Raw genomic sequence first — 22,827 nt, 5'->3', positions numbered from 1 at the left:
TGCGCAGGAAGCGGGGTCCAGCGCGATTATTGCGGCGCGGGGACATGATCGGCGACCACATCCTCGAACCGCTCCCCGGTCCAGATCGATGCGGTGAAGCTGCGGCTGCCGTCCGTGCCCGCCGACCATTTCCAGCGCAGCGATCCGTCGCGTGAGGCGCTTGCGCCATTGTCAGGGCCGGGCATCGCGGGTCCCAGAGGCGGCACGTCGCTGCACGCCGCGTGACGCACCCTCGGCTGTTCGGGCAGTGCACGCGGGGTCGTCAGCGCATCGCCGCCGTCATAGATCCATTTCCAGCCGCCATCCTCCTGCCGGAGCCATACGGTGGTGAAGAACCCCGATCCGCGCGGCGACGCCCATGGGCCGGTGTTCACCGCCACCGTCCCGTCGCACGAGACATAGCTTTCGGCCGGCCACCATTGCACTGCGACCGGCGGATCCTTGCGGTCCTTGAGGAACGCCTGCGCGTTGACCGGCCCGGGCACGAACATCACCGCGTTCCCCGTCGCGTAGCGGCGGAAGGCGGTCCATTGACCCTGCGTCTGCGCGACGCGGTTGAACTCGCGCTCGGCCTCGATCGCAGTCCCCGCCTGCGCCAGCAGCAGGGCGGCGAGGATCACAGCGCCGTGAGGTCCAGCGCCAGCCCTTCGCGGCGATGCGCGGCGACCAGCGTGTTGCGCAGCAGGCAGGCGATCGTCATCGGCCCGACCCCGCCCGGCACCGGGGTGATCGCGCCGGCGACCGATGCCGCGCTGTCGAACTCGACATCGCCGGTCAGACCGTCGTCGGTGCGGTTGATGCCGACATCGATCACCGTCGCGCCGGGTTTCAGCCACTCGCCCTTGACGAAGCCCGCGCGGCCCACCGCCGCGACGACGATGTCCGCGCGCGAGACATGGCCGGGCAGGTCCCTGGTCCGCGAATGGGCGAGCGTCACGGTGCAGCTCGCCGCGGTGAGCAGCGCGGCCATCGGCTTGCCGACGATGTTGGAGCGGCCGATCACCACCGCGTCGAGCCCGGAAAGGTCGCCCAGCTGATCCTTGAGCAGCATCAGGCAGCCGAGCGGCGTGCACGGCACGAAGCCGTCGATGCCGGTGGCGAGGCGGCCGGCATTGACCGGGTGAAAGCCGTCGACATCCTTGTCGGGGTCGATCCGCAGCAGCACGGCTTGCTCGTCGAGATGGCCGGGCAGCGGAAGCTGGACAAGGATGCCGTCCACCGCCGGATCGGCGTTGAGCTGATCGACCAGCGCGATCAGCGTCGCCTGATCGGTATCGGCGGGCAGGCGATGCTCGAAGCTCGCCATGTTGGCGGCGAGCGTCGCCTTGCCCTTGCTGCGGACATAGACCGCCGAAGCTGGATCCTCGCCCACCAGCACCACGGCAAGGCCGGCCTTGCGCCCCGCCTGCGCCTCGAACGCGGCCGCCGCCTCGCCCACGCGGGCGCGCAGCCCAGCTGCAAATGCCTTGCCGTCGATGATCTCAGCCGTCATGGCCAGCCCCATATAGGTCTGCCGCGATTCCCGCCAGCACCGAAGCGTCGCCCGCGATGGACAGCCGCTTGATCCGGGAGGTCTCGCCCGCGATCAGCGATACGTCGCGCCTCGCCACGCCAAAGGTCCTTGCGACGAGGGCGATCAGCGCCGCGTTGGCTGCTCCCTCGACAGGCGGGGCGGCGAGCCGGGCGGCGAAATGCTCGGTCGTGCCGCCGAGAAACACGTCCCTCGACGCCCGCGGCGTCACCCGCACGGCGATCCGGATGCCTCCGGCGGCCGCCTGCCAGGGCCGGGTCACGTCAGGGACTGATCAGCGCCACTGCCAGGTTGGGGATCACGACATAGCTGATGATACCGATCAGGATCAGCACCACGAACGGCGCGAAATCCATCGGCCCGGTATCGGGCAGAACGCGCCGGATCGGGCGATAGAGCGGCTCGGTCAGCGTGTTGAGCCCGCGCCACAGCGCGCTCACGAAATCATTATAGGTGTTGATCACGTTGAACGCGATCAGCACCGAGAGGACCGCCTGCACGACGATGATCCACCACAGGACGTTGAGCAAGACCTGTGCGGCGCCGAAGGTGATATTGAGAAAGGTGTCCAACAGGGGCCTCCGGATTTTTCTGGCGCTTCTACCGGAAAGCCGCGCGCGGCGGCAACCGTATCAGCGATATAATACGCCTCAGCGATGCACCAAGGTGCCGGCGCCCTGGGTGGTGAAGATTTCGAGCAGCATCGAATGCGGCACGCGCCCATCCAGGATGACCGCGGCGTCGACCCCGGCATCGACCGCGGCGACGCAGGTCTCGACCTTGGGGATCATGCCGCCGCTGATCGTGCCGTCGGCCTTCAATGCGGCGATCCGGCCGGGATCGAGATCGGTGAGCAGCTCCTTGTCCTTGCTCAGCACGCCCGGCACGTCGGTGAGCAGGAAGAAGCGCGACGCACCCAGCGCGCCGGCGATCGCGCCCGCCATGGTGTCGGCGTTGATGTTGTAGGTGTGGCCGTCCGCGCCGAGCGCGATCGGCGCGATCACCGGGATGAAGCCCTGCGCCGACAGCGTGGTCAGCACGCTGGCGTCGACCGCGACCGGCTCGCCGACGAAGCCGAGATCGACATGCCGCTCGATCCCCTGCAACGGATCGGCTTCGCTGCGCGACACCTTCTTCGCGGTGACCAGGCCCGAATCCTTGCCCGAGATGCCGATCGCCTTGCCCCCCGCGGCGCTGATCCAGCTGACGATCTCCTTGTTGATCGATCCGGCGAGGACCATCTCGGCGATTCGCGCGGTCTCCGCATCGGTGACGCGCAGGCCGCCGACGAACTGCGATTCGACGCCGAGCCGCTTGAGCATCTGCCCGATCTGCGGGCCGCCGCCATGGACGACCACCGGGTTGATGCCGACCGCTTTCAGCAGCACGACATCCTCGGCGAAGTCGCGCGCCAGCTCCGGATCGCCCATCGCGTGGCCGCCATATTTCACGACGAAGGTCTTGCCCGCATAGCGCTGCATATAGGGCAGCGCGTCGGTCAGCGTCTCCGCCTTGGCGAGCATCCGGGGATCGGGGGCATGATCGGTCATGGCGCGCCCTTAGCGTGAGTTGCCGGGATGCGAAAGCGGTGGAGGCGGCGGTGGCACTGCGAAGTTGCCAGCACCGTCGCGAAGTTGACGATGTTGCGCGGAACGCGATTCATTCTGTCAACTTCGGCGCCCTTGTCCGGTGGGTGTCCGGTAGGCCATCGGCAGTGTGGATTCGACGAAATCAAAGAGCGGTGTTTGGCACCGCATGATGCAAGCAAATGAATTCCAACATTGCAAGCGGGACGAGGAGCGGTGTCCTCAAGCCCCCCGATCGAGACTCCGCCCGATCGCGACGAAGCCTGCGATCAGCGCCGGGATCAGCACGATCGACAGTACGACCTTGGCGAGCATCTGTCCCATCAGCAGATGGCCGATCGGGAATTCGCCATAGAAGGCGACGGTGATGAAGATCAGCGTGTCGACGATCTGGCTCAGCACGCCTGCGATCGCGCCGCGCAGCCACATCATCTTGCCGCCCTCGCGCTTGAGCGCGCTGAAGATGGTGACGTTGAGCAATTGCGACGCGCCATAGGCGGTGATCCCGCCCAGCCAAATGCGCCAGGTGCCGCCCATCATCATCTCGAACGCCTGGCGGCGCTCGGCCGGCATGTCGGCGGCGGGCGGGAGGGTCAGCACCAGAGCGGTCAGCACGATCGAGGCGAGCAGGGGCACGAAGCCGAGCAGCACCAGCTTGTTCGCCACCGCACGCCCGTGCATCTCGGCGACCGCGCTCGAGACCGCCACCAGCAAGAGGAAGGCGAAGATCCCCGCCTCCACCGCGAGCGGCCCCAGCGCCACCTGCTTGTTGCCGAGCACGCCGGCGATGCAGACCATGCCGCCGTAGAAGATCGAAAGGGTGAAGAGCGAGCGCGTCAGCGGGGCCGGTGTGGTCATGGGCGTTGCTAACGCGGTTTCAGCGGATACGGAAGCACCTAGCGATGCGCGATTCCCTCGCTATGGTGCAGCCCCATATGCCGCGCGAACGATGCGGCGCATGGGGGCCTTCCACTTGAACAATCTTCCGATCGGTATCCTGGGCGTCGCCGCGATTCTCGCGATCGCCTTTGCGCTTTCGTCGAACCGCCGCGCGATCCGGCTGCGCGTCGTCGGCGCGGCGTTCGCACTGCAGGCGGGAATCGCCGTCCTCGTCCTCTATGTCCCCGCCGGGCGGGCGGTGATCGAGGGCATGTCGCGCGGCGTGTCGGCGCTGCTCGGCTATGCGCAGGCGGGGACCGACTTCATCTTCGGCCCGCTCGCCAAGCCCGAAATGGGCGGGCACAGCTTCGCGATCGCCGCGCTGCCGGTGATCATCTTCTTCGCCAGCCTGGTCTCGATCCTCTATTATCTGCGCATCATGCCGCTGGTGATCCGGTGGATCGGCGGCGCGATCGAGAAGGTGACCGGGGTGAGCAAGGTGGAGTCGCTGTGCTCGGCGGCGAACATCTTCGTCGGGCAGAGCGAATCGCCGCTGGTCATCCGGCCCTATCTGGCGGGCCTCACCCCCGCGCAGATGTTCGCGGTGATGAGCGTCGGCATGGCCGGGGTCGCGGGCACGATCCTGGCGGCGTACGCGGCGATGGGGATCAACATCCAGTATCTGCTCGCCGCATCCTTCATGGCCGCGCCCGGCGGGCTGCTGATGGCCAAGATCATGATGCCCGACGAGCCGGTGAAGCAGGCCGAGCTCCCGCTCGACGGTGACGCCACGGCCGATCCGGAGGAGGCCGCGATCCGCGCGGTCGAGAAGGATCTGGACGAGGAGCGCCCCGCCAACATCATCATGGCCGCGGCGATGGGCGCGCAGATCGGCGTCAAGATCGCGGTGGCGGTCGGCGCGATGGTGCTCGCCTTCGTCGCGCTGGTCGCGCTCGCCAACGGGCTGCTCGGCGTGGTCGGCGGCTGGTTCGGCTATGGCGACCTCACCTTTCAGGGGGTGATCGGCACCGTCTTTGCGCCGGTGATGTTCCTGATCGGCATCCCCTGGGCCGAGAGCGGCGCGGCAGGCAGCCTGTTCGGCACCAAGATGGTGCTCAACGAATTCGTCGCCTTCCTCAACCTCGGCTCCACCCAGGGGCTGAGCCCGCGCAGCGTCGCGATCATCACCTTCGCGCTGTGCGGCTTCGCCAATTTCAGCTCGATCGCGATCCAGATGGCGGCGGCCGGCAGCCTCGCCCCCAACCAGCGCCCGGTGATCGCGCGGCTCGGCATCAAGGCGCTGATCGCGGGCAGCCTCGCCAACCTCATGTCGGCGGCGCTGGCGGGGCTGCTGCTGCCGTGACTCTGAATTGAGCCGCACCGCCGCACCGCTTCCCAACCGCCGTCATCCCCGCGCAGGCGGGGATCCATTCTGGCTGACGCATCGGATCGAACCGCAACGGTGACCTCAATGGATCCCCGCCTGCGCGGCGATGACGAACGGAGAGAGGCAAGCTATCGCGTCGGCACCGGCTCCGCGCCCGAATAGTCGTAGAAGCCGCGCCCGCTCTTCCGCCCGTACCAGCCCGCCTCGACATATTTGACGAGCAGCGGGGCGGGGCGGAACTTGGGATCGCCGGTGCCCTCGAACAGCACGCGCGTGATCTCGAGGCAGGTGTCGAGGCCGATGAAGTCGGCCAGCGTGAACGGCCCCATCGGGTGGTTGAGGCCGAGCTGGATCGCCGCGTCGATATCGGGGATCGTCGCCACGCCCTCGCCGAGCGCGAAGCACGCCTCGTTGAGGAAGGGCATCAGCACGCGGTTGACGATGAAGCCGGGCGCATCGTTGGCATGGACGATGCGCTTGTTCAGCGTCTTGCCATAGGCCTCGACCGCGGCGACGGTCGCATCGCTGGTGGCGAGGCCGCGGATCAGCTCGATCAGGCCCATCACCGGCACCGGGTTGAAGAAATGCACGCCCATGAAGCGCGCGGGATCGGGCGAGGCCTGCGCGAGCCGGGTGATCGGGATCGACGAGGTGTTGCTGGCGAGGATCGCGCTGTCCGACAGCACCTTGCCGACATTGGCGAAGATCTCGCGCTTGATCGCTTCGCGCTCGGTCGCCGCCTCGATGACGAGGTCGCACGGCGCGAAGGCGCCGGTGCCGCCGACGCATTCGATGTTGGCGAGCGCGGCCTCGGCGGCATCCGCGGTGATCTTCTCCTTCTCGACCGCCCGCGCAAGCTGCCTCGCGATGCCGCCCTTGCCCTTCTCGGCGCGCGCCACGTCCATGTCCGACAGCAGCACGCGATAGCCGGCCTGCGCCGAAACCTGGGCGATGCCCGCCCCCATCTGCCCCGCGCCGATCACGCCAACCGTCTTCATGCATGTCCTCCGGAATCTGATATGCAGGCGTCCTACCGACTCGCTTGCGAAACGGCTAGAAGGGGGAATTCCATGCTGACGATCGCGCTGCTCGCTTTGGCTCAGGCGGCTGCTCCGCAACCGGCCCCGAAGCAGGGGCCGATCAAGAGCTTCGGCGCATGGGTGGTCGCGTGCGACAATGCCAGGCGGTGCGGGATGACCTCGATCTGGCCCGACGACAATCAGCCCGAGGAAGGCTCGCCCTACGATCAGGTCTCGGTGTCGATCGATCGCGCGGCGGGACCCGCGGGCGGCTTCACGGTCGAGATCCAGCTTCCCAGCAAGTCGGGCAGCGATCCGGTGCAGGTGAGCACCGCGGAGGGCTTCAGCATCCGGGCGGTGCCGAAGAACGACCTGCTCCGCTTTACCGGCGCCGAGGCGGCGCGGATCATCGCGGCGATGGTCGACGGCACCGACCTGCGCGTCGGCTCCGAGGTCGATGTCACCGGCATGGCCTCGCTCAAGGGCTCGGCGGCGGCGCTGCGCTTCATCGATGCCGAGCAGGGGCGTGCCGGAACGGTGACCGCCGCGGTGGCGAAAGGCGGCAAGCCGGCGAGCGCGGTGCCCGCGCCGCCCGCGCTGCCCCGGATCGGCTATGTCCGCCCGGCGGGTGCCGCCGCGCCGTTCACCCCGGCGATGCGCAAGGCACTAGACAAGTCGAGCGAGTGCGGCAGCGTCTATGAGGGCGGCACCGGCCCCTGGCCCGAAGCCGAGGTGCATGCGCTCGGCGGGGGCAGGACGCTGGTGCTGCTCCCCTGCGGCAGCGGCGCCTATAATTTCTCGACCGAGCCTTATATTCTCGCCGCCGGCGCGAAGCCGGTGCCGGCGAAATTCGATTCGCCGCCCGGATTCACCGAAGCGGACGGCGGCCGCCCGTCGCTGGTCAATGCCAGCTTCGACGCGAAGACCGGGCGGCTCGAAAGCTACAACAAGGGGCGCGGCATCGGCGATTGCGGCAGCGCGGAGGCCTATGTCTGGGACGGCGCGATGTTCCGGCTGGTCGAGGCGCGATCGATGCCCGAATGCCGCGGATCGGTGGACTGGCTCACGACCTGGCGGGCCGAAGCGGTCGCGAAGTAGAATCTAGCTGCCCCCCGGCAGCGCGATCTCGAACAACCTGGGCCAGCGCTTGCCGGTGACGTAGAGCTTGCCGGCCCGGTCGTCCCAGGCGATGCCGTTGAGCACCGCTTCGCTGTCGCTCACCGCGACCGATGCGGCGACCGCGCGCAGGTCGATCACGCCCTTGATCGCTCCGCTCGCCGGATCGATTCGCACGATCAGGTCGCTGTGCCAGATATTCGCCAGCACCTCGCCGCGCACATATTCGAGCTCGTTGAGCTGCCGCACCGGCCGTCCGCGCCAGGTGACGGTGATCCGCCTGCGCTCGGCAAAGGTCGCGGGGTCGAGGAAGCGCAGCGCGCTGGTGCCGTCGGACAGGATCAGGCTCCTGCCGTCCTGCGTCAGCCCCCAGCCCTCGCCGGCATAGGTGAATTCGCCGAGCTTGCGGAAGCTGTCGCGGTCCCAGCGGAATCCCTTGCCATGCTTCCAGGTGAGGCTGACGATCGTCTTGCCCCAGCCGGTGCTGCCTTCGCCAAAATACTGGGCGGGCAGCTTCGCCGCGCGCTTCACCTTTCCGGTGGCGAGCTCGAGCTCGCGCACCGCCGATTCGCCCTCTTGCCCGGTGCTCTCGAACAACCGCCCGTCGCTGAAGAACAGCCCCTGGGTGAATGCGGCGGTATCGTGCGGGTAGGTTGCGATGACCTGTGCGGCTTCGACCGGCGGTGCGGGCGCCGGATCGGCGGCCTGCGGTGCCGGGAAAGGTGCGACAGGCGCTGAAACAATCGGGGCCGCCCCGGCCAGCACGGCCAGGGCGACCCCCATTGCACCTCCGCGCCCGGCCGCGATCAGCCGGAGCATGGCGTGGTTACTGCGACGGCGTCAGGTTGACCGCGGCGTATTTGCCGCGGCGATCGACCTCCAGCTCGAACTCGAGCCGGTCGCCTTCGTTGAGCGTCGGCATGCCGGCGCGCTCGACGGCACTGATGTGCACGAACGCGTCGGGCTGGCCGTCGTCGCGCTGAATGAAGCCGAAGCCCTTCATCGCGTTGAAGAACTTGACCGTGCCGGTCGCCGTCTCGCCGGTCAGCTGGCGCTGCGGGCCGCCGGCGCCGCCACGCGGGCCGGCGCGGTCGCGCGGCGGGCCGCGATCCTCGACCGGGAGCGGCTCGCCCTCGATCTTGAGCTCCGTCGCGCTGATGCGGCCGCCACGGTCGACCAGCGTGAAGCCCAGCGGCTGGCCCTCGGCCAGGCCGGTGAGGCCTGCCTGCTCGACCGCGCTGATGTGCACGAACACGTCCTCGCCGCCATCGTCGCGGACGACGAAGCCGAAGCCCTTCTGGCTGTTGAAGAACTTGACCACGCCGGTGCCTTCGCCAACGACCTGCGGGGGCATGCCGCCACCGCCGCGGCCGCCGCCGAAGCCGCCGCCACCACCGCCGCGAGAGCCGCCGCCCCCGCCGCCGCCGACGCCGCCGCGATCGCCGAAGCCGCCGCCGCCGAAGCCGCCACGGTCACCGAAGCCGCCGCCGAAGCCGCCGCGATCACCGAAGCCGCCACCACCGAAATCGTCGCCGCCGAAACCGTCGCGCTTGTCTCTGCCGCGCCCGCCGCGATCCCCGCGGCGCCCTCGATCAAAACTCATTGCCCTGTTCGTCTTCCCGGTCGCCCAACTCAATCTCGAAAGTCATACGCCGGACGAAGACGCAGACATTCCGGCGCTCCAAAGACACGCCCATGGAATCGGGTCATAACCCAGGAAGGGACAAGACGCGAACGAATTCGTCGCGATTTCGGCACCTTTCCAACAGATACTTGCGCATGCGTCGCAGGGACGGCAGAGCAATTGCCCATGGATATCGCCGCTTTGATCGCCGATCCGGCCGCCTGGGCCGCGCTCATCACCCTGATCGTGATGGAGGTGGTGCTGGGGATCGACAACCTCATCTTCATCTCGATCCTGACCAACAAGCTGCCCGAGCATCAGCAGCAGAAGGCGCGCCGAATCGGCATCGGCCTGGCGCTCATCATGCGCATCCTGCTGCTGTCGATGATCTGGATCATCGTCTCGCTGACCACGCCGGTGTTCGACCTCGGCATCCAGGGTGCGCCGGGCGCGCATGGCGAGCCGAGCTTCGAGACCGCCTTCTCGTGGCGCGACCTGATCCTGATCGCGGGCGGCCTGTTCCTGCTGTGGAAGGCGACCAAGGAGATCCACCACACGATCGATCCGGTGCCGAGCGACGACGAGATCCTCGACAAGAAGCAGGTGGTGGGCCTGAACTTCGGCAGCGCGATCTTCCAGATCATCCTGCTCGACATGGTCTTCTCGGTCGATTCGATCCTGACCGCGGTCGGCATGACCGACGAGATCGCGATCATGGTCACCGCGGTGCTGGTCACCGTCGGCGTGATGCTGGTCGCGGCCGATCCGCTGGCGAACTTCATCAAGCGCAACCCGACGGTGGTGATGCTCGCGCTCGGCTTCCTGCTGATGATCGGCGCGGTGCTGATCGCCGACGGCTTCGGCGTGCATGTGCCCAAGGGCTATATCTATGCCGCCATGGCCTTCTCGGCGCTGGTCGAATCGCTCAACATGGTCGCGCGCCGCGCCAAGCTGAAGCGCGAGGGAGCGGGGACGCCGCCCGCAGGCCATTGAGCGTTCAGGTGTAAACGGCTAGGCGGGCGCATGGCCGTTTACCTGCACGAAGAAGATATTCCCGAAGGGCTGTTCGCCCCCGGCGCCGACATCGCCGTCGATACCGAGACGATGGGGCTGATCACCCCGCGCGATCGCCTGTGCGTCGTCCAGCTTTCCGATGGCGGCGCGGACGAGCATCTCGTCCGTTTCGCCCCGGCCAGCACCTATGCCGCGCCCAATCTGCGCGCGCTGCTCGCCGATCCGGCGCGGGTGAAGCTCTATCACTTCGCACGCTTCGACCTTGCGGCGATCCGCCACTATCTCGGCGTCACCGCCGCGCCGGTCTATTGCACCAAGATCGCCTCGCGGCTGGTGCGCACCTATACCGACCGGCACGGGCTCAAGGATCTGGTGCGCGAGCTGCTCGGCCAGGAAATCTCCAAGCAGCAGCAATCGTCCGACTGGGGCGGGCCGGTGCTGAGCGACGCGCAGAAGGACTATGCCGCGTCGGACGTGCGCTATCTCCATGCGATGCGCGAGGAGCTCGACCGCCGTCTCGCGCGCGAGGGGCGGGCGGAACTTGCCGCGGCGTGCTTCGCTTTCCTTCCGCACCGCGCGGAACTGGATCTCGCCGGTTGGCCAGAGATTGACATCTTCGCCCATGCCTGAGCTTGTTGATTTCCGGCCCCGGCCCGCTCGCTTGCGAGAACAAGAATGTCTGAGATCGCCCGCAAGGAACGTTCCCGACGCAAATTCTGGGCGCGTCCTGGGGGAAGCCACGACCATATCGTCCGCACGGTATTGCTGATCCTGCCCGCCGGGATCGGCGTACTCGGCGCGTTCCTGGTGATGGCGCCGCTGTTCATGGGCGGCGACGTCTCGTTCGTGCTCGACAAGAACAAGGTCGATGTCGCGAACGAGCGGCTGAAGATCCAGTCGGCGCGCTATCGCGGCGCCGATGCCAAGGGCCAGCCCTTCGTGCTGACGGCAGGCTCGGCGGTGCAGAAGAGCTCGGCCGAGCCGGTGGTGCAGCTCAGCAACCTTGCCGCCGGCATCCGCCTGTCCGACGGCCCGGCCGAGGTCCGCGCCGAGCGCGGGCGATACGACATGGATACCGAGCAGGTCGCGATCGACGGCCCGATCGCGTTCCGCAGCGCGGACGGCTACCAGCTCGACACGCGCGATTCGACGATCGATCTCAAGAGCCGGCGCCTGACCGGCACTGGCCAGATCGACGGCAAGACACCGCTCGGCGCGTTCAGCGGCGACAGCATGACCGCCGACCTCGACAAGCGAACCGTGCGGATCGATGGCAATGCCCGCTTGCGGATCGATCCCAAGCGCGCAAATAGGTGAACATGGCCCGCCCGCTCCTCATCGCTTCGATCGCTGCGATCGCCACCACCGCTGCGATCGGAACCGCGGCGCTGGGGCAGGTGCGCCACGATTCGAACGCGCCGATCGATTTCGCCGCGCCGCATGCGGAGCTGCAGGACCGGTCTGGCCGCGCGATCCTGTGGGGCGGGGTGCGCCTGAGCCAGGGCAACATGACGCTGACCGCCGCGCGCGTCACGGTCACCTATACCGGCCAGATCACCGACGGCTCGCCTTCGGTGTCGCGCTTCGACGCGGCGGGCGGCGTCACCGTCACCCGGCCCGACCAGACCGCGCGCGCGCAATATGGCGTGTACGACATCAACAAGCGCACCATCACGATGATGGGCAACGTCTCGTTGACCCAGGGCAGCAACCGGGTGAGCGGCGGGCGGCTGACGCTCAACCTCGATACCGGCCGCGCGTCGATGGACGGTTCGGGCGTGGGCACGACCAAGGCGCCCGACGGCAGCGTGATCCAGTCGGGCGGTCGCGTGACCGGCCGCTTCACCGTCCCCAAGCGCGATTGACCGCAGGCGGGGTTTCACTCCGCGATGTTCGCACCTAACTCGCGCATGCATAAAACTTGCCAAGTGACTGGGCGGCAAGGAATCGCTAAGCATCGCATGCGATCAGGAAGGGCGTCATGGCAGATATCGAAACGCTGGAACCGGTAGCCGTGGACGCGGGCGCTCCGCCGTCATCGGGCCTTGCCGTGGTGTCGATCGCCAAATCCTATGACAAGCGAGTCGTGCTGTCGGACGTGTCGCTCTCGGTCGGCAAGGGCGAGGTGGTCGGCCTGCTCGGCCCCAACGGCGCGGGCAAGACGACCTGCTTCTATTCGGTGATGGGGCTGGTGAAGCCCGATGCCGGGCGCATCATGCTCGACGGCGTCGATATCACCCCGCTGCCGATGTACCGCCGGGCGATCCTGGGCCTTGGCTATCTCCCCCAGGAAACCTCGATCTTCCGCGGCCTCACCGTCGCCAAGAACATCTCCGCCGTGCTCGAGCTGTCGGAGCCGGACAAGCATGCCCGTGCCGAGCGGCTCGACAAGCTGCTCGACGAATTCGGCCTGACCCGGCTGCGCGACGCGCCGGCGATGGCGCTGTCGGGCGGCGAGCGCCGCCGCGCTGAGATCGCCCGTGCGCTCGCCGCCGATCCCTCGATCATGTTGCTCGACGAGCCGTTCGCAGGCATCGACCCGATCTCGATCGCCGACATCCGCGATCTGGTGAAGGAGCTGAAGACGCGCAACATCGGCGTGCTCATCACCGATCACAATGTCCGCGAGACGCTCGACATCGTCGACCGCGCGTCGATCATCTATGACGGCCGCGTGCTGTTCGCCGGGTCGCCGGCCGATCTGGTCGCCGACGCCAATGTCCGCCGCCTCTATCTCGGCGAGGGCTTCTCGCTCTAGGATATGTCGCGCCGCCTCCTCCCCCTCCGTCACCCCGGCGAAAGCTGGGGTCTTGCGGTTTCGGAGCGCGCGCTTGCCGCACGAGACCCCAGCTTTCGCTGGGGTGACGGGCAGCACCCATGAGCCTCGCCCCGCGCCTCGATCTGCGGCAGTCCCAATCGCTGGTGATGACGCCGCAGCTGCAGCAGGCGATCAAGCTGCTGGCGCTGTCGAACCTCGAGATCGAGACCTTCATCGCCGAGGAGCTGGAGAAGAACCCGCTGCTCGATGCGGGCGGCGGCGAGGAGCGTGACGCGCCGGACGCGCCCGATCCCGAACCCGCGGTCGAGCGGGACGGCCCCGCCGATTCGACCGAGCTGCTCGACGGTGGCGACGCGACGGGTGAAGCCGCGCTCGACGTCGATTTCACGGCCGAGACTTTCCATCACGACAGCGCCGCGGATTCGGTCGGCGGGTTCGATGGCGGCCTGGGTCTGAGCGGCGCGGGCGGCGGCGGGCTGGGCGAGGACGGCCCGGATTTCGACAGCTTCTCCGCGCCCGACCTCAGCCTCGCCGATCACCTGCTCGCCCAGGCCGGCGCGGTGGTCGACGGCGCGGACCTGTTCATCGCCCAGCATCTGATCGACCAGATCGACGAGGCGGGCTACCTCACCGCCTCGCTGCTCGATATCGCGACCCGGCTCGGCGTGCCGCTGGCACGGGTCGAGGCGGTGCTGGCGGTGATCCAGACGCTCGACCCGACCGGCGTCGGCGCGCGCGACCTGGCCGAATGCCTCGCGCTGCAGGCCAAGGAGGCCGATCGCTACGATCCGTGCATGGCCGCGCTGATCGCCAATCTGGACCTGCTCGCGCGCGGCGAGCTGGCGCGCCTCAAGCGCATCTGCAGCGTCGATGACGAGGATATGGCGGACATGATCCGCGAGCTGCGCGGCTATGACCCCAAGCCCGGCTGCCGCTTCGGTGGCGATCCGGTGGCGAGCGTGACGCCCGACATCTTCGTCGCGCCGCGCGGCATGGGCTGGGCGGTCGAGCTCAACAGCGCGACGCTGCCGCGCGTCCTCGTCAACCGCGCCTATTATGCCGAAGTGTCGGCGGGGCCGCAGGACAAGTCGAGCAAGGCCTGGCTCAGCGACATGCTCGCCAGCGCCAACTGGCTGGTGAAAGCGCTCGACCAGCGCCAGCGCACGATCATCAAGGTGGCGAGCGAGATCGTGAAGCAGCAGGAGGCGTTCTTCCGCCACGGCGTCAGCCACTTGAAGCCGCTCACGCTGCGCCAGATCGCCGATGCGATCGAGATGCACGAATCGACCGTCAGTCGCGTGACGTCGAACAAATATCTCTCCTGCGCGCGGGGTCTGTTCGAGCTCAAATATTTCTTCACCTCGGCGATCCAGTCGGCGGACGGCGGCGACGCGGTCTCCGCCGAAGCGGTCAAGAGCGCGATCCGCGCGTTGATCCAGGCCGAGGATCCCAGGAAGATCCTCTCGGACGACACGCTGGTCGAGATGCTCAATTCCAGAGGCTTCGACATCGCCCGGCGCACCGTCGCCAAATATCGCGAGGCGATGGGCATCGGCAGCTCGGTCCAGCGCCGCCGGCAAAAGGCGCTGGAGGGCGCGGGCTAGGGACTAGTCGGTCCGTCCAGCCTCCGCCGCGATGGCATCGAGCTCCCGGTCGAACAGCCGCGCCGCGAGCAGCGCGGTTGCCGCCGAGCGGGCGAAGAAGTCCCGGGGGATCGCTGCGAAATCGTCGGTCGGCTTGTGATAGTCGGGATAATCCTCCACCCCGAGATAGGCGAACGGGATGCCTTTCTCGTGGAACACGAAATGGTCCGATCCGCCGGTCCAGTCGTCATTCCCCTTCCACGGCGGGCCGTCATGCCCGAGCTTGAGTGAAACCGGCGCCTGTGCCGCGAGCTGCTCGAAGCGTGCGCGCAGGAAGGGCGAATGATGCGCGCCCGCCAGCCACAGCTCGTTGCGGTCGCTGCGGCTCATCATGTCGAGGTTGAGGTTCATCGCGATGCGCGACAACGGCATGGGCGGTTCCTTGGCGAACGCCTTCGCGCCGTAGAAGCCCTGCTCCTCGGCGTCCCACAGCGCGAAGACGACATCATGGTCGGGCCGCTCGCGCGCGAACTGCTCGGCGATCGACAGCAGCACCGCGACGCCCGAGGCATTGTCGTCCGCGCCGTTCAGGACCTTGCCGTCGCGCACCCCGAAATGATCGTAGTGCGCGCCGATCAGCAGCACCCGGTCGCTCTTGCCCGCGCCGCGGATCCGGCCGATCAGGTTGACGCCCTTCAGCACCGCGCCCTCATGCTGCGCCTCGAAAGGCTGCTCGAACGTCGCAAAGGCCGGTTCGAGGCCGATCGCCCGCAGCCGTTCGAGCAGATAGGTGCGTGCCCTGGCCGAGCCCGGCGTGCCGACCAGCCGTCCCTCCATGCGGTCCGCCGCGAGGATGCGGACATCCTCATAGAGCTGATGCGGCGGCGCCGGATCGGTGGCGGCGATGGTCAGGCAGGCCCCGGCCAGGGCAAGAAGTCGGGCGATCATCCCGCTGCTTTGCCGCGCGCGCGCTGGACGGCAAGCGAAAAGGGCTGCGGCCTGCATCCGCTATCGCGCGCCCCGTCAATTCCTCTGTTGCGCTTCCCCTGTTCCCCCGCCAAGCAACGCCAATGACCAGCATCGGTATCTATGGCAGCCTCGGCCGGATGGGCGTGGCGATCCGCGACATCCTTGCCGAGCAGGGCGTCAAGTTCGCCGGCGGCGCCGATGCGGGCGATGATCCTGCGACCGTCGCGGCCGCGGCGGATGCGCTGGTCGATTTCTCGACCCCGGCCGCGCTCGAGGCGCATCTCGCCGCCGCGCGCGCCGCGGGCACGCCGATCGTGATCGGCACCACCGGCCTTGCCGCCCAGCATCACGCGCTGATCGACGATGCCGCGCGCGAGATCGCGGTGCTTCAGACCGGCAACACCTCATTGGGCGTAGTGCTGCTCGCGCGGCTGGTGCGCGAGGCGGCGGCGCGGCTCGGCCCCGACTGGGATATCGAGATCGCCGAGATGCACCACCGGCAGAAGGTCGACGCGCCATCGGGCACCGCGCTGATGCTGGGCGAGGCCGCGGCGGCGGGGCGCGAGGTCGCGCTGGGCGAGGTCCGCGTCGCCGACCGCGCAGGCCTGATCGGCGCACGCGCGGAGGGAACGATCGGCTTCGCCTCGCTGCGCGGCGGCACGGTGATCGGCGATCACATGGTCGTGCTCGCCGGCACGGGCGAGCGGATCGAGCTGACCCACCGCGCCGAGGAGCGCGCCATCTTCGCGCGCGGCGCGGTCAGGGCGGCGCTGTGGCTCGCCGGCAAGCCTGCCGGGCGCTACGCGATGGATGCGGTGCTGGGCCTTTGAGGAAGGCGGACGTCTTCCATTTCTTCGAGCGGCTGGCCGAAGCCAATCCGCACCCGGAGACCGAGCTCGAATCGGTCAACGACTACACCCTGCTCGTCGCGGTGGTGCTCTCGGCGCAGGCGACCGACGCCGGGGTCAACAAGGCGACGCGGCGCCTGTTTGCGCAGGTCGATACGCCCGAGAAGATGGTCGCGCTGGGCGAGGAGGGCCTCAAGCAGCACATCAAGACGATCGGGCTGTTCAATAGCAAGGCGAAGAACGTCATCGCGCTGTCCCAGGCGCTGATCGCCGAGCATGGCAGCCGGGTCCCCGCCGATCGCGATGCGCTGGAGAAGCTCCCCGGCGTCGGCCGCAAGACCGCCAATGTGGTGATGAACGTCGCGTTCGGGGCCGAGACCTTCGCCGTCGACACGCACATCTTCCGCGTCGGCAACCGCACCGGCCTCGCGCCGGGCAAGACCCCGCTGGCGGTCGAGAAGCAGCTCGAGAAGAAGGTGCCGCAGCCTTTCCGCCTCCACGCGCATCACTGGCTGATCCTGCACGGCCGCTATGTCTGCAAGGCGCGCACCCCCGAATGCTGGCGCTGCATCGTCGCCGATCTGTGCGCCTACAAGCCCAAGACCCCGCCGCCAAAAGGCTGGAAAGCACCCGCCGTTTAGCGCTGGCGCGGGCGCGCACGCTTTGCTAGGCGCTTGTCCCCACGCACCCGTAGCTCAGCTGGATAGAGCGCTGCCCTCCGAAGGCAGAGGCCACAGGTTCGAATCCTGTCGGGTGCGCCACCTCTCAACAAGTTCGACGGTGCATCCGAATCGGTGGCCAGGCTCGCCTCCGCATCAGGCCGGCTGTTCCGCATCGCCGCGCGTGACACCGGCTTCCGCTCCCCGCCGTCCGTACCGCGCGTAGAGTGTCGGCAGGACGAACAGAGTGAGCAGCGTCGCCGAGATCAGGCCGCCGATCACGACCGTGGCGAGCGGTTTCTGCACCTCCGCACCCGGCCCGGTCGCGATCGCCATCGGCACGAAGCCGAGCGACGCGACCAGCGCGGTCATCACTACCGGGCGGAGCCGCGCTACGGCGCCCTGGTACGCCGCCTCGGCCCGACTTAGGCCGCGCGCCATCAGGTCCTGGATCGACGTGACCATGACCAGGCCGTTGAGGACGGCGATGCCGGACAGGGCGATCAAGCCGACCGCCGCCGAGATCGAGAAGGGCATGCCGCGCAGGAACAGCGCGAGCACGCCGCCGACCAGCGCCAGCGGCACGCCGGTGAACACGATTGCGGCGTCGCGCAGGCTTCCCAAAGCCCCGAAGAGCAGCAGGATGATGAGCGCGAAACAGGCGGGGACGACCAGCGCGAGACGGGCCGAGGCCGACTTGAGATTCTCGAACTGGCCGCCCCATTCGAGATACTCGCCCGCGGGCAGGCGCACCTGGCGCGCGATCGCCGCCTGGGCCTCCTCGACCACGCCCGCCACGTCGCGCCCGCGCACATTGGCCTGGACGACGACACGCCGCTTGCCGTTCTCGCGGCTGATCTGGTTGGGGCCTGAGGCGACCGCGATGTCGGCGACGCTCTCGAGCGGCACGAACGCGCCGCCCGGCGTCGGCACCGGCACCTGCCCCAGCGTCGCCGGATCGGCCCGCGCCGCGTCGGTGAGCCGGATGGTCACCGCGAAGCGCCGGTCGCCCTCGAAGATCATCCCCGCGTCGCGCCCGCCGACCGCGGCCGAGACCGTATCCTGCATGACCCGCGCGGTGATGCCGAGCCGCGCCATCGCGTCGCGATCGGGGCGGATGTCGAGCATCGGCAGCCCTTCGGTCTGCTCGACCCGCACGTCGGTTGCGCCGCGCACGGTGCGCAGCACGCCCGCGATCTTGCTCGCGGTGTCGTTCATCGTGTCGCTGTCGTCGCCGAACACCTTGACCGCGATGTCGCCGCGAACGCCGGCGATGAGCTCGTTGAAGCGCATCTGGATCGGCTGGCTAATCTCGAACGCATTGCCGGGGAGGGTTTCCAGCGCCTTCTCGATCCTGGCGACGACCTCGGCCTTGGCCAGCCCGGGATCGGGCCAGTCCTTGCGGTCCTTCAGGATGATGAAGGTGTCGGAGATGTTGGGCGGCATCGGGTCCGACGCGAGGTCGGCGGTGCCGGTCTTGGAGAAGACGAACTTGACCTCGGCAATGCCCGAGACCGCGCGTTCGACCTGCAACTGCATCGCCGTGCTCTGCGCGACCGACGTGCCCGGCACGCGCAGCACCTGCGCGGTCACGTCGCCCTCGTCGAGCTGCGGCAGGAACTCCCGGCCCAGCGTCGCATAGGCGCCGACCGCGAGCACGAACGCGCCGGCGGCCGCGGCGATCGTGACGGTCGGGCGCCGCATCGCCTTGCCCAGCCCCGGCTCGTATCGTCTCTTGAGCCAGGTCATGAAGCGCCCTTCCTTCTCCTCCACCGGCTTCGACAGCCAGATCGCGAGCATCGCCGGGACGAAGGTGAGCGAGAGCAGGAAGGCGAAGGCGAGCGCGAGGATGACGGTGAGCGCCATCGGCGTGAACGTCTTGCCCTCGACCCCGGAGAGGGTGAGGAGCGGGACGTAGACGAGGATGATGATCGCCTGCCCATAGACCGAGGGGCGGATCATCTCGCGCGCGGCCGCCGCCACCACCGACAGCCGCTCTTCGCTGGTGAGCGTCCGGCCATGATGGTGCTGCCGCTCGGCGATGCGCCGCAGCGCGTTCTCCACGATGATGACGGCGCCGTCGACGATCAGGCCGAAGTCGAGCGCGCCAAGGCTCATCAGGTTGGCCGAGACGCCGCCGCGCAGCATGCCGAAGCTGGTCAGCAGCATGGTGATCGGGATGACCAGCGCCGCGATCAGCGCCGCGCGGACATTGCCGAGCAGCAGGAACAGCACGACGATGACGAGCAGCGCGCCTTCCGACAGGTTCTTCGCCACCGTCCTGATCGTCGAATTGACCAGGCCCGTGCGGTCGAGCACCGGCTGGATGACGATGTCGGTCGGCAGCGAGGCGTTGATCTCGGCCAGCCGGTTGGCCACCGCGGAGGCGACGTTGCGACTGTTCTCGCCGATCCGCATGATCGCCGTGCCGACGACGACTTCCCTGCCGTTCTCCGACGCCGAGCCCATGCGGATCGCCTGACCCGTACGGACGGTGGCGACCTGATCGAGGAGGATCGGCACGCCCTCGCGCGTTGCGATGACGGTGCGGCCGAGTTGATCGGCATTGGCGATGCGCGCGTCCGAACGCACCGCGAGACCCTCGCCGTTGCGGTCGACCACGCCTGCGCCCACCGCGCGGTTGTTCTCCTCCAGTGCGGCCGCGAGATAGGTGAGGCTGAGCTTGAGCGCGCTCAGCCGCTGCATGTCGGGAACGACCTGGTACTGCTTCACATGGCCGCCGATCGCATCGACGCCGGCAAGGCCGTCGACCGACTTGAGCAGCGGACTGACGATCCAGTCCTGCGCGGTGCGCAGGTAGGTCGCCTTGTCCGCCTCGCTGACCAGCCGCTCGCCTTCGGGCGTGATGTAGCTGCCGTCGGGCTGGATGCCGGGCTCGCCCGGCTTGTGCCTGTCCTCCGGCCGGTGGGCCATGTGGACGGTCCACATATAGACTTCGCCCAGGCCCGTGGCGATCGGCCCCATTTCGGGCGCCGTCCCTTCGGGCAGGCTCTCCTCGGCAGTGCGCAGCCGCTCCGCCACCTGCTGGCGCGCGAAGTAGATGTCGGTCGCGTCGGTGAACACGGCGGTGACCTGCGCGAAGCCGTTGCGGCTCAGCGAGCGGGTATGTTCGAGACCGGGGATCCCCGCGAGCGCGGTCTCGATCGGGAAGGCGACCTGTTTCTCGACCAGCTCGGGCGAGAGCGCCGGGACACGGATGTTGATCTGGACCTGGTTGTTGGTGATGTCGGGGACGGCGTCGATCGGCAGCCGCGACAGCGAGACCGCGCCGACCGCCGCGGCGATGAGCGTCATGAGCAGCACGAACCAGCGCCGCTCGACGGCGAATGTGACGATTCTCTCGATCATGGCTTAATGCCCATGCTCCGCCTCGCCCTTTCCGAGCTCGGCCTTGAGGATGAAGCTGCCCTGACCCGCGATTTCCTCGCGGCCGGTCAGCCCGGATGTGACGGCGACGGTGCCGGCGCCGCGGGCGCCCAGCGTCACCGGCTGCGCGCGGAACCCGCCGGCAGTGCGCACGAACACCATCTGCCGGTTCTCGATCGTCTGGATGGCGCTCGCCGGCACGGTGACGGTGCCGTCGCCCTCGCCGGGTTGCGCGATCGCCGCGGTCACCGGCTCGCCGACGCGCCACTGCCCGGCGCGGTTGTCGATCAGGGCGATCGCGGTGACGAGGCGGGTGGCCTCGTCGAGCACCGGCGAGACGAAGCTGACGCGAGCGCTCGAGCGGCGGTCGCCCGCGCCGATCTCGATCGGGGTGCCGACGCGGATGCGTGCGGCATCGGCCGGAGACAGCGGGACGGTGACGGCGACCCGTGCGAGGTCGGAGACGCGGAACAGCTCGGCATCGGCCGCCACCGTCTGGCCCAGCACGACCGGCCGCGCGACGATCCGGCCCGCGATCGGCGCGGTGACGCCGATGCGGTTGAGCGAGCCCGCGCCGACCCCGGCCGCCGCCACCTGCTGGCGTGCGAGCTGCAGCGCGATGCTGGCCTCGGTCATCGCCGTGCGCGCGGCGATGAGGTCGCGTTCGGGCGAGACGCGCAGCCTGAACAGCCGTTCCTCGCGCTGGAGGTTGGATCGCGCCAGCATTGCGCGGGCCTGTGCGGCCTCGACCTCGGCGCGGATCGTCGCGGCCTCGCGGCTCTCGATTACCGCGACCACCTGGCCCCGCGCGACCGGCTCGCCGAGGTTGCGGTTGAGCGCGACCACGCGCCCGCCGATCGCGGCCGAGACGATCTGCGTGCCCTGCGGGTCGCCTTCGATGGTGGCGGGCAGGGTGAGCGCTCCGCCGCCGCCCGCCGTGACGCGGACCAGCTCGATCCCGGCAGCCCGGATCTGCTGCGGGGTCAGCGCGATTGCGCCTTCGTCCGCCTCGCTTCCCTTGGCCTGGTCTTCCGCGTGCCCAGCCTCGCCTTCGGCACGGGCGGCGCTGTCGTTGGCGCTTTCGTCCCCAGCTCTGCCGCAGCCTGGCAACAGCAAGGCGAGGGCGAGCGGGGCGGCTGCCCCGATGATGTGCTTGTTCATCGTCAATTTCCTGCCGGCGCCGGCAGCCGGGCCGGCGTGGTGAGCCGGGCAAGCCGTGCCGCGGCGTCGTGATATTGCGCGCGCGCGTCGATTGCGGCGGTGCGGGCGTCGAGCAACGCCTGCTCGGCCTCGAGCAGGACGAGCTGGTCGAACTTGCCCGCGCCGTAACCGATCCGCGCGATCCGCGCCGCTTCCTGCGCGGCGGCGATCGTCGGGGCGGAGGCGCGCACGCCTGCCGCCGCGCGGTCGCGGTCGGCGCGGGCCGCGGCGATCGCCTGCTCCGCCTCGAATCGCGCGAGGCGACGGCGCGCCTCCGACTGATCGCGTTGCGCCGCGGCCTGGCGCATCGCCGCGCGGCCATTGTCGAACGCCGGCAGCGGCACCGAGACGCCGAACACCATCGCCATGTCGCCGCTCGCCTGCAGCCGGCGGGTGCCCACGCTGACGGTCAGGTCGGGGATGCGCTGGCTGCGCGCAAGGCGAAGCTGCGCATCGGCGGTGGCGACATCGGCGGTGGCGGCGGCCAGCGCGAGCGTGCCCTCGGCATTGGCCGGGGCCGCGGGGCCATAGGGCGCGGCGTCGAGCCGGTCGAACCATTCCTGATCGAGCGAGGCGGGCGGGAGGCCGCCGATGAGCTGGCCAAGCGCGAGCCGGGTCGCCTCGACCGTGCTGTGAGAGCGCTCCAGCTCGGCCTGCGCGCCGGTAGCGAGCAGTGCCGCGCGCTGCTCGTCGATCGGTGAATTGGCACCCGCCATCACGCGATCGCGGGCAATGCGCAGATTCTCGCCGGTCACGCGAAGCTGATCCTGCGCAACGGCCAGCCGGCGCTGCGCGGACACCGCCCGGATATAGGCTTGGGTGACCTGCAGCCCGAGATCGGCCCCGGCGGCGATCGCGTCGATCCGCGCGCGGGCGATCCGCGTATCGGCCACCGCGATCCGCGCCGCACGCTTGCCGCCCAGTTCCAGCGGCAGCGCGAGCCCGATCGTCGTCTCCACCTCGCCGATGCCCTTGTACGGCCCCGTGCCGAAGGCGTTCTCGACATCGGCGTTGAGGGTCGGGTTGGGCCGCAATCCGGCGACGGTGCGCCCGGCTTGCGCGGCCTCCACCCCCAGCTCGGCGACTTGGCGAGCGGGGGAGATCGCCCCGGCGCGCTGCAACGCTTCCTCGAGCGTGAGCGTGGTTTCAGCCGCCGCCGGCGCGGCTGCTGTCTGCGCCTGCGCGATACCGGCGCAGGACGCCGCGGCGAGCAACGCCGCGATCCCTGATTTCATGTCGTGAAACT

Annotated in this window: 23 protein-coding genes and 1 tRNA gene; 11 read left to right on the top strand and 13 right to left on the bottom strand. The window is 68.9% G+C overall.

Features of this window, described 5'->3' with window-relative positions; translation table 11 throughout:
- Positions 1-26: 26 nt before the first annotated feature.
- The 6 genes from VGD28_RS01060 to VGD28_RS01035 all read right to left on the bottom strand — a co-directional run bounded on the left by VGD28_RS01060 (position 27) and on the right by VGD28_RS01035 (position 3,975).
- Positions 27-620: a hypothetical protein gene (locus tag VGD28_RS01060; protein ID WP_331026476.1), complete on the bottom strand. Its 594-nt coding sequence runs from the start codon at positions 618-620 to the stop codon at positions 27-29.
- Positions 617-1,492, bottom strand: a complete 876-nt coding sequence (folD, locus tag VGD28_RS01055; RefSeq protein ID WP_331026475.1) for a bifunctional methylenetetrahydrofolate dehydrogenase/methenyltetrahydrofolate cyclohydrolase FolD — start codon at positions 1,490-1,492, stop codon at positions 617-619. Before folD ends, VGD28_RS01060 begins: the two co-directional genes overlap by 4 nt.
- Positions 1,482-1,793 carry a DUF167 domain-containing protein gene (locus VGD28_RS01050; protein WP_331026474.1) on the bottom strand — a complete coding sequence of 104 codons (312 nt, stop codon included), beginning with the start codon at positions 1,791-1,793 and terminating at the stop codon, positions 1,482-1,484. Before VGD28_RS01050 ends, folD begins: the two co-directional genes overlap by 11 nt.
- 1 nt (position 1,794) lies before the next feature.
- The gene (locus VGD28_RS01045; RefSeq protein WP_331026473.1) at positions 1,795-2,103 is read right to left on the bottom strand and encodes a YggT family protein; all 309 of its coding nucleotides are present in this window, start codon (positions 2,101-2,103) and stop codon (positions 1,795-1,797) included.
- A gap of 78 nt (positions 2,104-2,181) precedes the next feature.
- Positions 2,182-3,081, bottom strand: a complete 900-nt coding sequence (argB, locus tag VGD28_RS01040; protein WP_331026472.1) for an acetylglutamate kinase — start codon at positions 3,079-3,081, stop codon at positions 2,182-2,184.
- 258 nt (positions 3,082-3,339) lie between these two features.
- Positions 3,340-3,975 (bottom strand): queuosine precursor transporter, encoded by a 636-nt coding sequence (locus VGD28_RS01035; protein ID WP_331026471.1) that lies wholly within the window; start codon positions 3,973-3,975, stop codon positions 3,340-3,342.
- A gap of 115 nt (positions 3,976-4,090) precedes the next feature.
- Here VGD28_RS01035 and VGD28_RS01030 point away from each other — a divergent pair, with 115 nt between their 5' ends.
- Complete coding sequence (locus tag VGD28_RS01030) at positions 4,091-5,359, top strand: NupC/NupG family nucleoside CNT transporter (RefSeq protein WP_414714448.1); 1,269 nt, start codon at positions 4,091-4,093, stop codon at positions 5,357-5,359.
- Between the two features lie 152 nt (positions 5,360-5,511).
- Here the strand turns inward: VGD28_RS01030 and VGD28_RS01025 are convergent, their stop codons facing one another.
- Entirely contained in the window at positions 5,512-6,381 is an 870-nt protein-coding gene (locus tag VGD28_RS01025) for a 3-hydroxybutyryl-CoA dehydrogenase (protein ID WP_331026469.1), read from the bottom strand.
- A 72-nt stretch (positions 6,382-6,453) separates the two neighbouring features.
- Between VGD28_RS01025 and VGD28_RS01020 the strand changes: the two genes are divergently transcribed.
- Complete coding sequence (locus tag VGD28_RS01020) at positions 6,454-7,500, top strand: DUF1176 domain-containing protein (protein WP_331026468.1); 1,047 nt, start codon at positions 6,454-6,456, stop codon at positions 7,498-7,500.
- Positions 7,501-7,503: 3 nt separating this feature from the next.
- On the opposite strand, the gene VGD28_RS01015 is transcribed toward VGD28_RS01020, so the two are convergent.
- The gene (locus VGD28_RS01015) at positions 7,504-8,301 is read right to left on the bottom strand and encodes a glutaminyl-peptide cyclotransferase (protein ID WP_331026467.1); all 798 of its coding nucleotides are present in this window, start codon (positions 8,299-8,301) and stop codon (positions 7,504-7,506) included.
- 43 nt (positions 8,302-8,344) lie between these two features.
- Positions 8,345-9,121 (bottom strand): cold-shock protein, encoded by a 777-nt coding sequence (locus VGD28_RS01010; protein ID WP_331026466.1) that lies wholly within the window; start codon positions 9,119-9,121, stop codon positions 8,345-8,347.
- A gap of 207 nt (positions 9,122-9,328) precedes the next feature.
- On the opposite strand from VGD28_RS01010, the gene VGD28_RS01005 reads away from it, so the two are divergent.
- The 6 genes from VGD28_RS01005 (at position 9,329) to rpoN (ending at position 14,539) form a co-directional block, all read left to right on the top strand.
- Complete coding sequence (locus VGD28_RS01005) at positions 9,329-10,135, top strand: TerC family protein (RefSeq protein WP_331026465.1); 807 nt, start codon at positions 9,329-9,331, stop codon at positions 10,133-10,135.
- Between the two features lie 30 nt (positions 10,136-10,165).
- Positions 10,166-10,786: a ribonuclease D gene (locus tag VGD28_RS01000; RefSeq protein WP_331026464.1), complete on the top strand. Its 621-nt coding sequence runs from the start codon at positions 10,166-10,168 to the stop codon at positions 10,784-10,786.
- Between the two features lie 45 nt (positions 10,787-10,831).
- Positions 10,832-11,473: an LPS export ABC transporter periplasmic protein LptC gene (gene lptC, locus VGD28_RS00995; protein ID WP_331026463.1), complete on the top strand. Its 642-nt coding sequence runs from the start codon at positions 10,832-10,834 to the stop codon at positions 11,471-11,473.
- 2 nt (positions 11,474-11,475) lie between these two features.
- Positions 11,476-12,021 (top strand): LptA/OstA family protein, encoded by a 546-nt coding sequence (locus VGD28_RS00990; protein ID WP_331026462.1) that lies wholly within the window; start codon positions 11,476-11,478, stop codon positions 12,019-12,021.
- 116 nt (positions 12,022-12,137) lie between these two features.
- Positions 12,138-12,914, top strand: a complete 777-nt coding sequence (gene lptB / locus VGD28_RS00985) for an LPS export ABC transporter ATP-binding protein (protein WP_331026461.1) — start codon at positions 12,138-12,140, stop codon at positions 12,912-12,914.
- Positions 12,915-13,033: 119 nt separating this feature from the next.
- The gene (gene rpoN / locus VGD28_RS00980; protein ID WP_331026460.1) at positions 13,034-14,539 is read left to right on the top strand and encodes an RNA polymerase factor sigma-54; all 1,506 of its coding nucleotides are present in this window, start codon (positions 13,034-13,036) and stop codon (positions 14,537-14,539) included.
- Positions 14,540-14,542: 3 nt separating this feature from the next.
- Here rpoN and VGD28_RS00975 read toward each other — a convergent pair whose 3' ends face one another.
- Complete coding sequence (locus VGD28_RS00975; protein WP_331026459.1) at positions 14,543-15,466, bottom strand: M20/M25/M40 family metallo-hydrolase; 924 nt, start codon at positions 15,464-15,466, stop codon at positions 14,543-14,545.
- A 122-nt stretch (positions 15,467-15,588) separates the two neighbouring features.
- On the opposite strand from VGD28_RS00975, the gene dapB reads away from it, so the two are divergent.
- The 3 genes from dapB (at position 15,589) to VGD28_RS00960 (ending at position 17,096) form a co-directional block, all read left to right on the top strand.
- Positions 15,589-16,317, top strand: coding sequence for a 4-hydroxy-tetrahydrodipicolinate reductase (gene dapB, locus VGD28_RS00970; protein WP_331026458.1), 729 nt, complete (start codon positions 15,589-15,591; stop codon positions 16,315-16,317).
- Complete coding sequence (gene nth, locus VGD28_RS00965; RefSeq protein WP_331026457.1) at positions 16,314-16,976, top strand: endonuclease III; 663 nt, start codon at positions 16,314-16,316, stop codon at positions 16,974-16,976. Before dapB ends, nth begins: the two co-directional genes overlap by 4 nt.
- Before the next feature lie 43 nt (positions 16,977-17,019).
- A tRNA-Arg gene (locus tag VGD28_RS00960) sits at positions 17,020-17,096 on the top strand.
- Positions 17,097-17,150: 54 nt separating this feature from the next.
- Here VGD28_RS00960 and VGD28_RS00955 read toward each other — a convergent pair.
- The 3 genes from VGD28_RS00955 to VGD28_RS00945 are packed head-to-tail and all read right to left on the bottom strand — an operon-like array spanning position 17,151 to position 22,816.
- A complete protein-coding gene (locus VGD28_RS00955; protein WP_331026456.1) occupies positions 17,151-20,363 on the bottom strand; it encodes a CusA/CzcA family heavy metal efflux RND transporter in 3,213 nt (1,070 codons plus the stop codon).
- Positions 20,364-20,366: 3 nt separating this feature from the next.
- Positions 20,367-21,542 (bottom strand): efflux RND transporter periplasmic adaptor subunit, encoded by a 1,176-nt coding sequence (locus tag VGD28_RS00950; RefSeq protein ID WP_331026455.1) that lies wholly within the window; start codon positions 21,540-21,542, stop codon positions 20,367-20,369.
- A gap of 2 nt (positions 21,543-21,544) precedes the next feature.
- Positions 21,545-22,816, bottom strand: a complete 1,272-nt coding sequence (locus tag VGD28_RS00945; protein WP_331026454.1) for a TolC family protein — start codon at positions 22,814-22,816, stop codon at positions 21,545-21,547.
- Positions 22,817-22,827: the final 11 nt, after the last annotated feature.

It is taken from the genome of Sphingomonas sp., from assembly GCF_036402235.1.
In the GTDB taxonomy this organism is placed as follows: domain Bacteria; phylum Pseudomonadota; class Alphaproteobacteria; order Sphingomonadales; family Sphingomonadaceae; genus Sphingomonas.
This window is presented reverse-complemented; position numbering and strand designations above follow the sequence as displayed.

Excerpts from the sequence above, each read along its gene's own strand:
- folD (WP_331026475.1), bottom strand. The coding sequence starts at position 1,492 with ATGACGGCTGAGATCATCGACGGCAAGGCATTTGCAGCTGGGCTGCGC.
- argB (WP_331026472.1), bottom strand. The coding sequence starts at position 3,081 with ATGACCGATCATGCCCCCGATCCCCGGATGCTCGCCAAGGCGGAGACG.
- VGD28_RS01035 (WP_331026471.1), bottom strand. The coding sequence starts at position 3,975 with ATGACCACACCGGCCCCGCTGACGCGCTCGCTCTTCACCCTTTCGATC.
- VGD28_RS01025 (WP_331026469.1), bottom strand. The coding sequence starts at position 6,381 with ATGAAGACGGTTGGCGTGATCGGCGCGGGGCAGATGGGGGCGGGCATC.
- VGD28_RS01020 (WP_331026468.1), top strand. The coding sequence starts at position 6,454 with ATGCTGACGATCGCGCTGCTCGCTTTGGCTCAGGCGGCTGCTCCGCAA.
- VGD28_RS01015 (WP_331026467.1), bottom strand. The coding sequence starts at position 8,301 with ATGGGGGTCGCCCTGGCCGTGCTGGCCGGGGCGGCCCCGATTGTTTCA.
- VGD28_RS01010 (WP_331026466.1), bottom strand. The coding sequence starts at position 9,121 with ATGAGTTTTGATCGAGGGCGCCGCGGGGATCGCGGCGGGCGCGGCAGA.
- VGD28_RS01005 (WP_331026465.1), top strand. The coding sequence starts at position 9,329 with ATGGATATCGCCGCTTTGATCGCCGATCCGGCCGCCTGGGCCGCGCTC.
- VGD28_RS01000 (WP_331026464.1), top strand. The coding sequence starts at position 10,166 with ATGGCCGTTTACCTGCACGAAGAAGATATTCCCGAAGGGCTGTTCGCC.
- lptC (WP_331026463.1), top strand. The coding sequence starts at position 10,832 with ATGTCTGAGATCGCCCGCAAGGAACGTTCCCGACGCAAATTCTGGGCG.
- VGD28_RS00990 (WP_331026462.1), top strand. The coding sequence starts at position 11,476 with ATGGCCCGCCCGCTCCTCATCGCTTCGATCGCTGCGATCGCCACCACC.
- lptB (WP_331026461.1), top strand. The coding sequence starts at position 12,138 with ATGGCAGATATCGAAACGCTGGAACCGGTAGCCGTGGACGCGGGCGCT.
- rpoN (WP_331026460.1), top strand. The coding sequence starts at position 13,034 with ATGAGCCTCGCCCCGCGCCTCGATCTGCGGCAGTCCCAATCGCTGGTG.
- VGD28_RS00975 (WP_331026459.1), bottom strand. The coding sequence starts at position 15,466 with ATGATCGCCCGACTTCTTGCCCTGGCCGGGGCCTGCCTGACCATCGCC.
- dapB (WP_331026458.1), top strand. The coding sequence starts at position 15,589 with ATGACCAGCATCGGTATCTATGGCAGCCTCGGCCGGATGGGCGTGGCG.
- VGD28_RS00955 (WP_331026456.1), bottom strand. The coding sequence starts at position 20,363 with ATGATCGAGAGAATCGTCACATTCGCCGTCGAGCGGCGCTGGTTCGTG.
- VGD28_RS00950 (WP_331026455.1), bottom strand. The coding sequence starts at position 21,542 with ATGAACAAGCACATCATCGGGGCAGCCGCCCCGCTCGCCCTCGCCTTG.
- VGD28_RS00945 (WP_331026454.1), bottom strand. The coding sequence starts at position 22,816 with ATGAAATCAGGGATCGCGGCGTTGCTCGCCGCGGCGTCCTGCGCCGGT.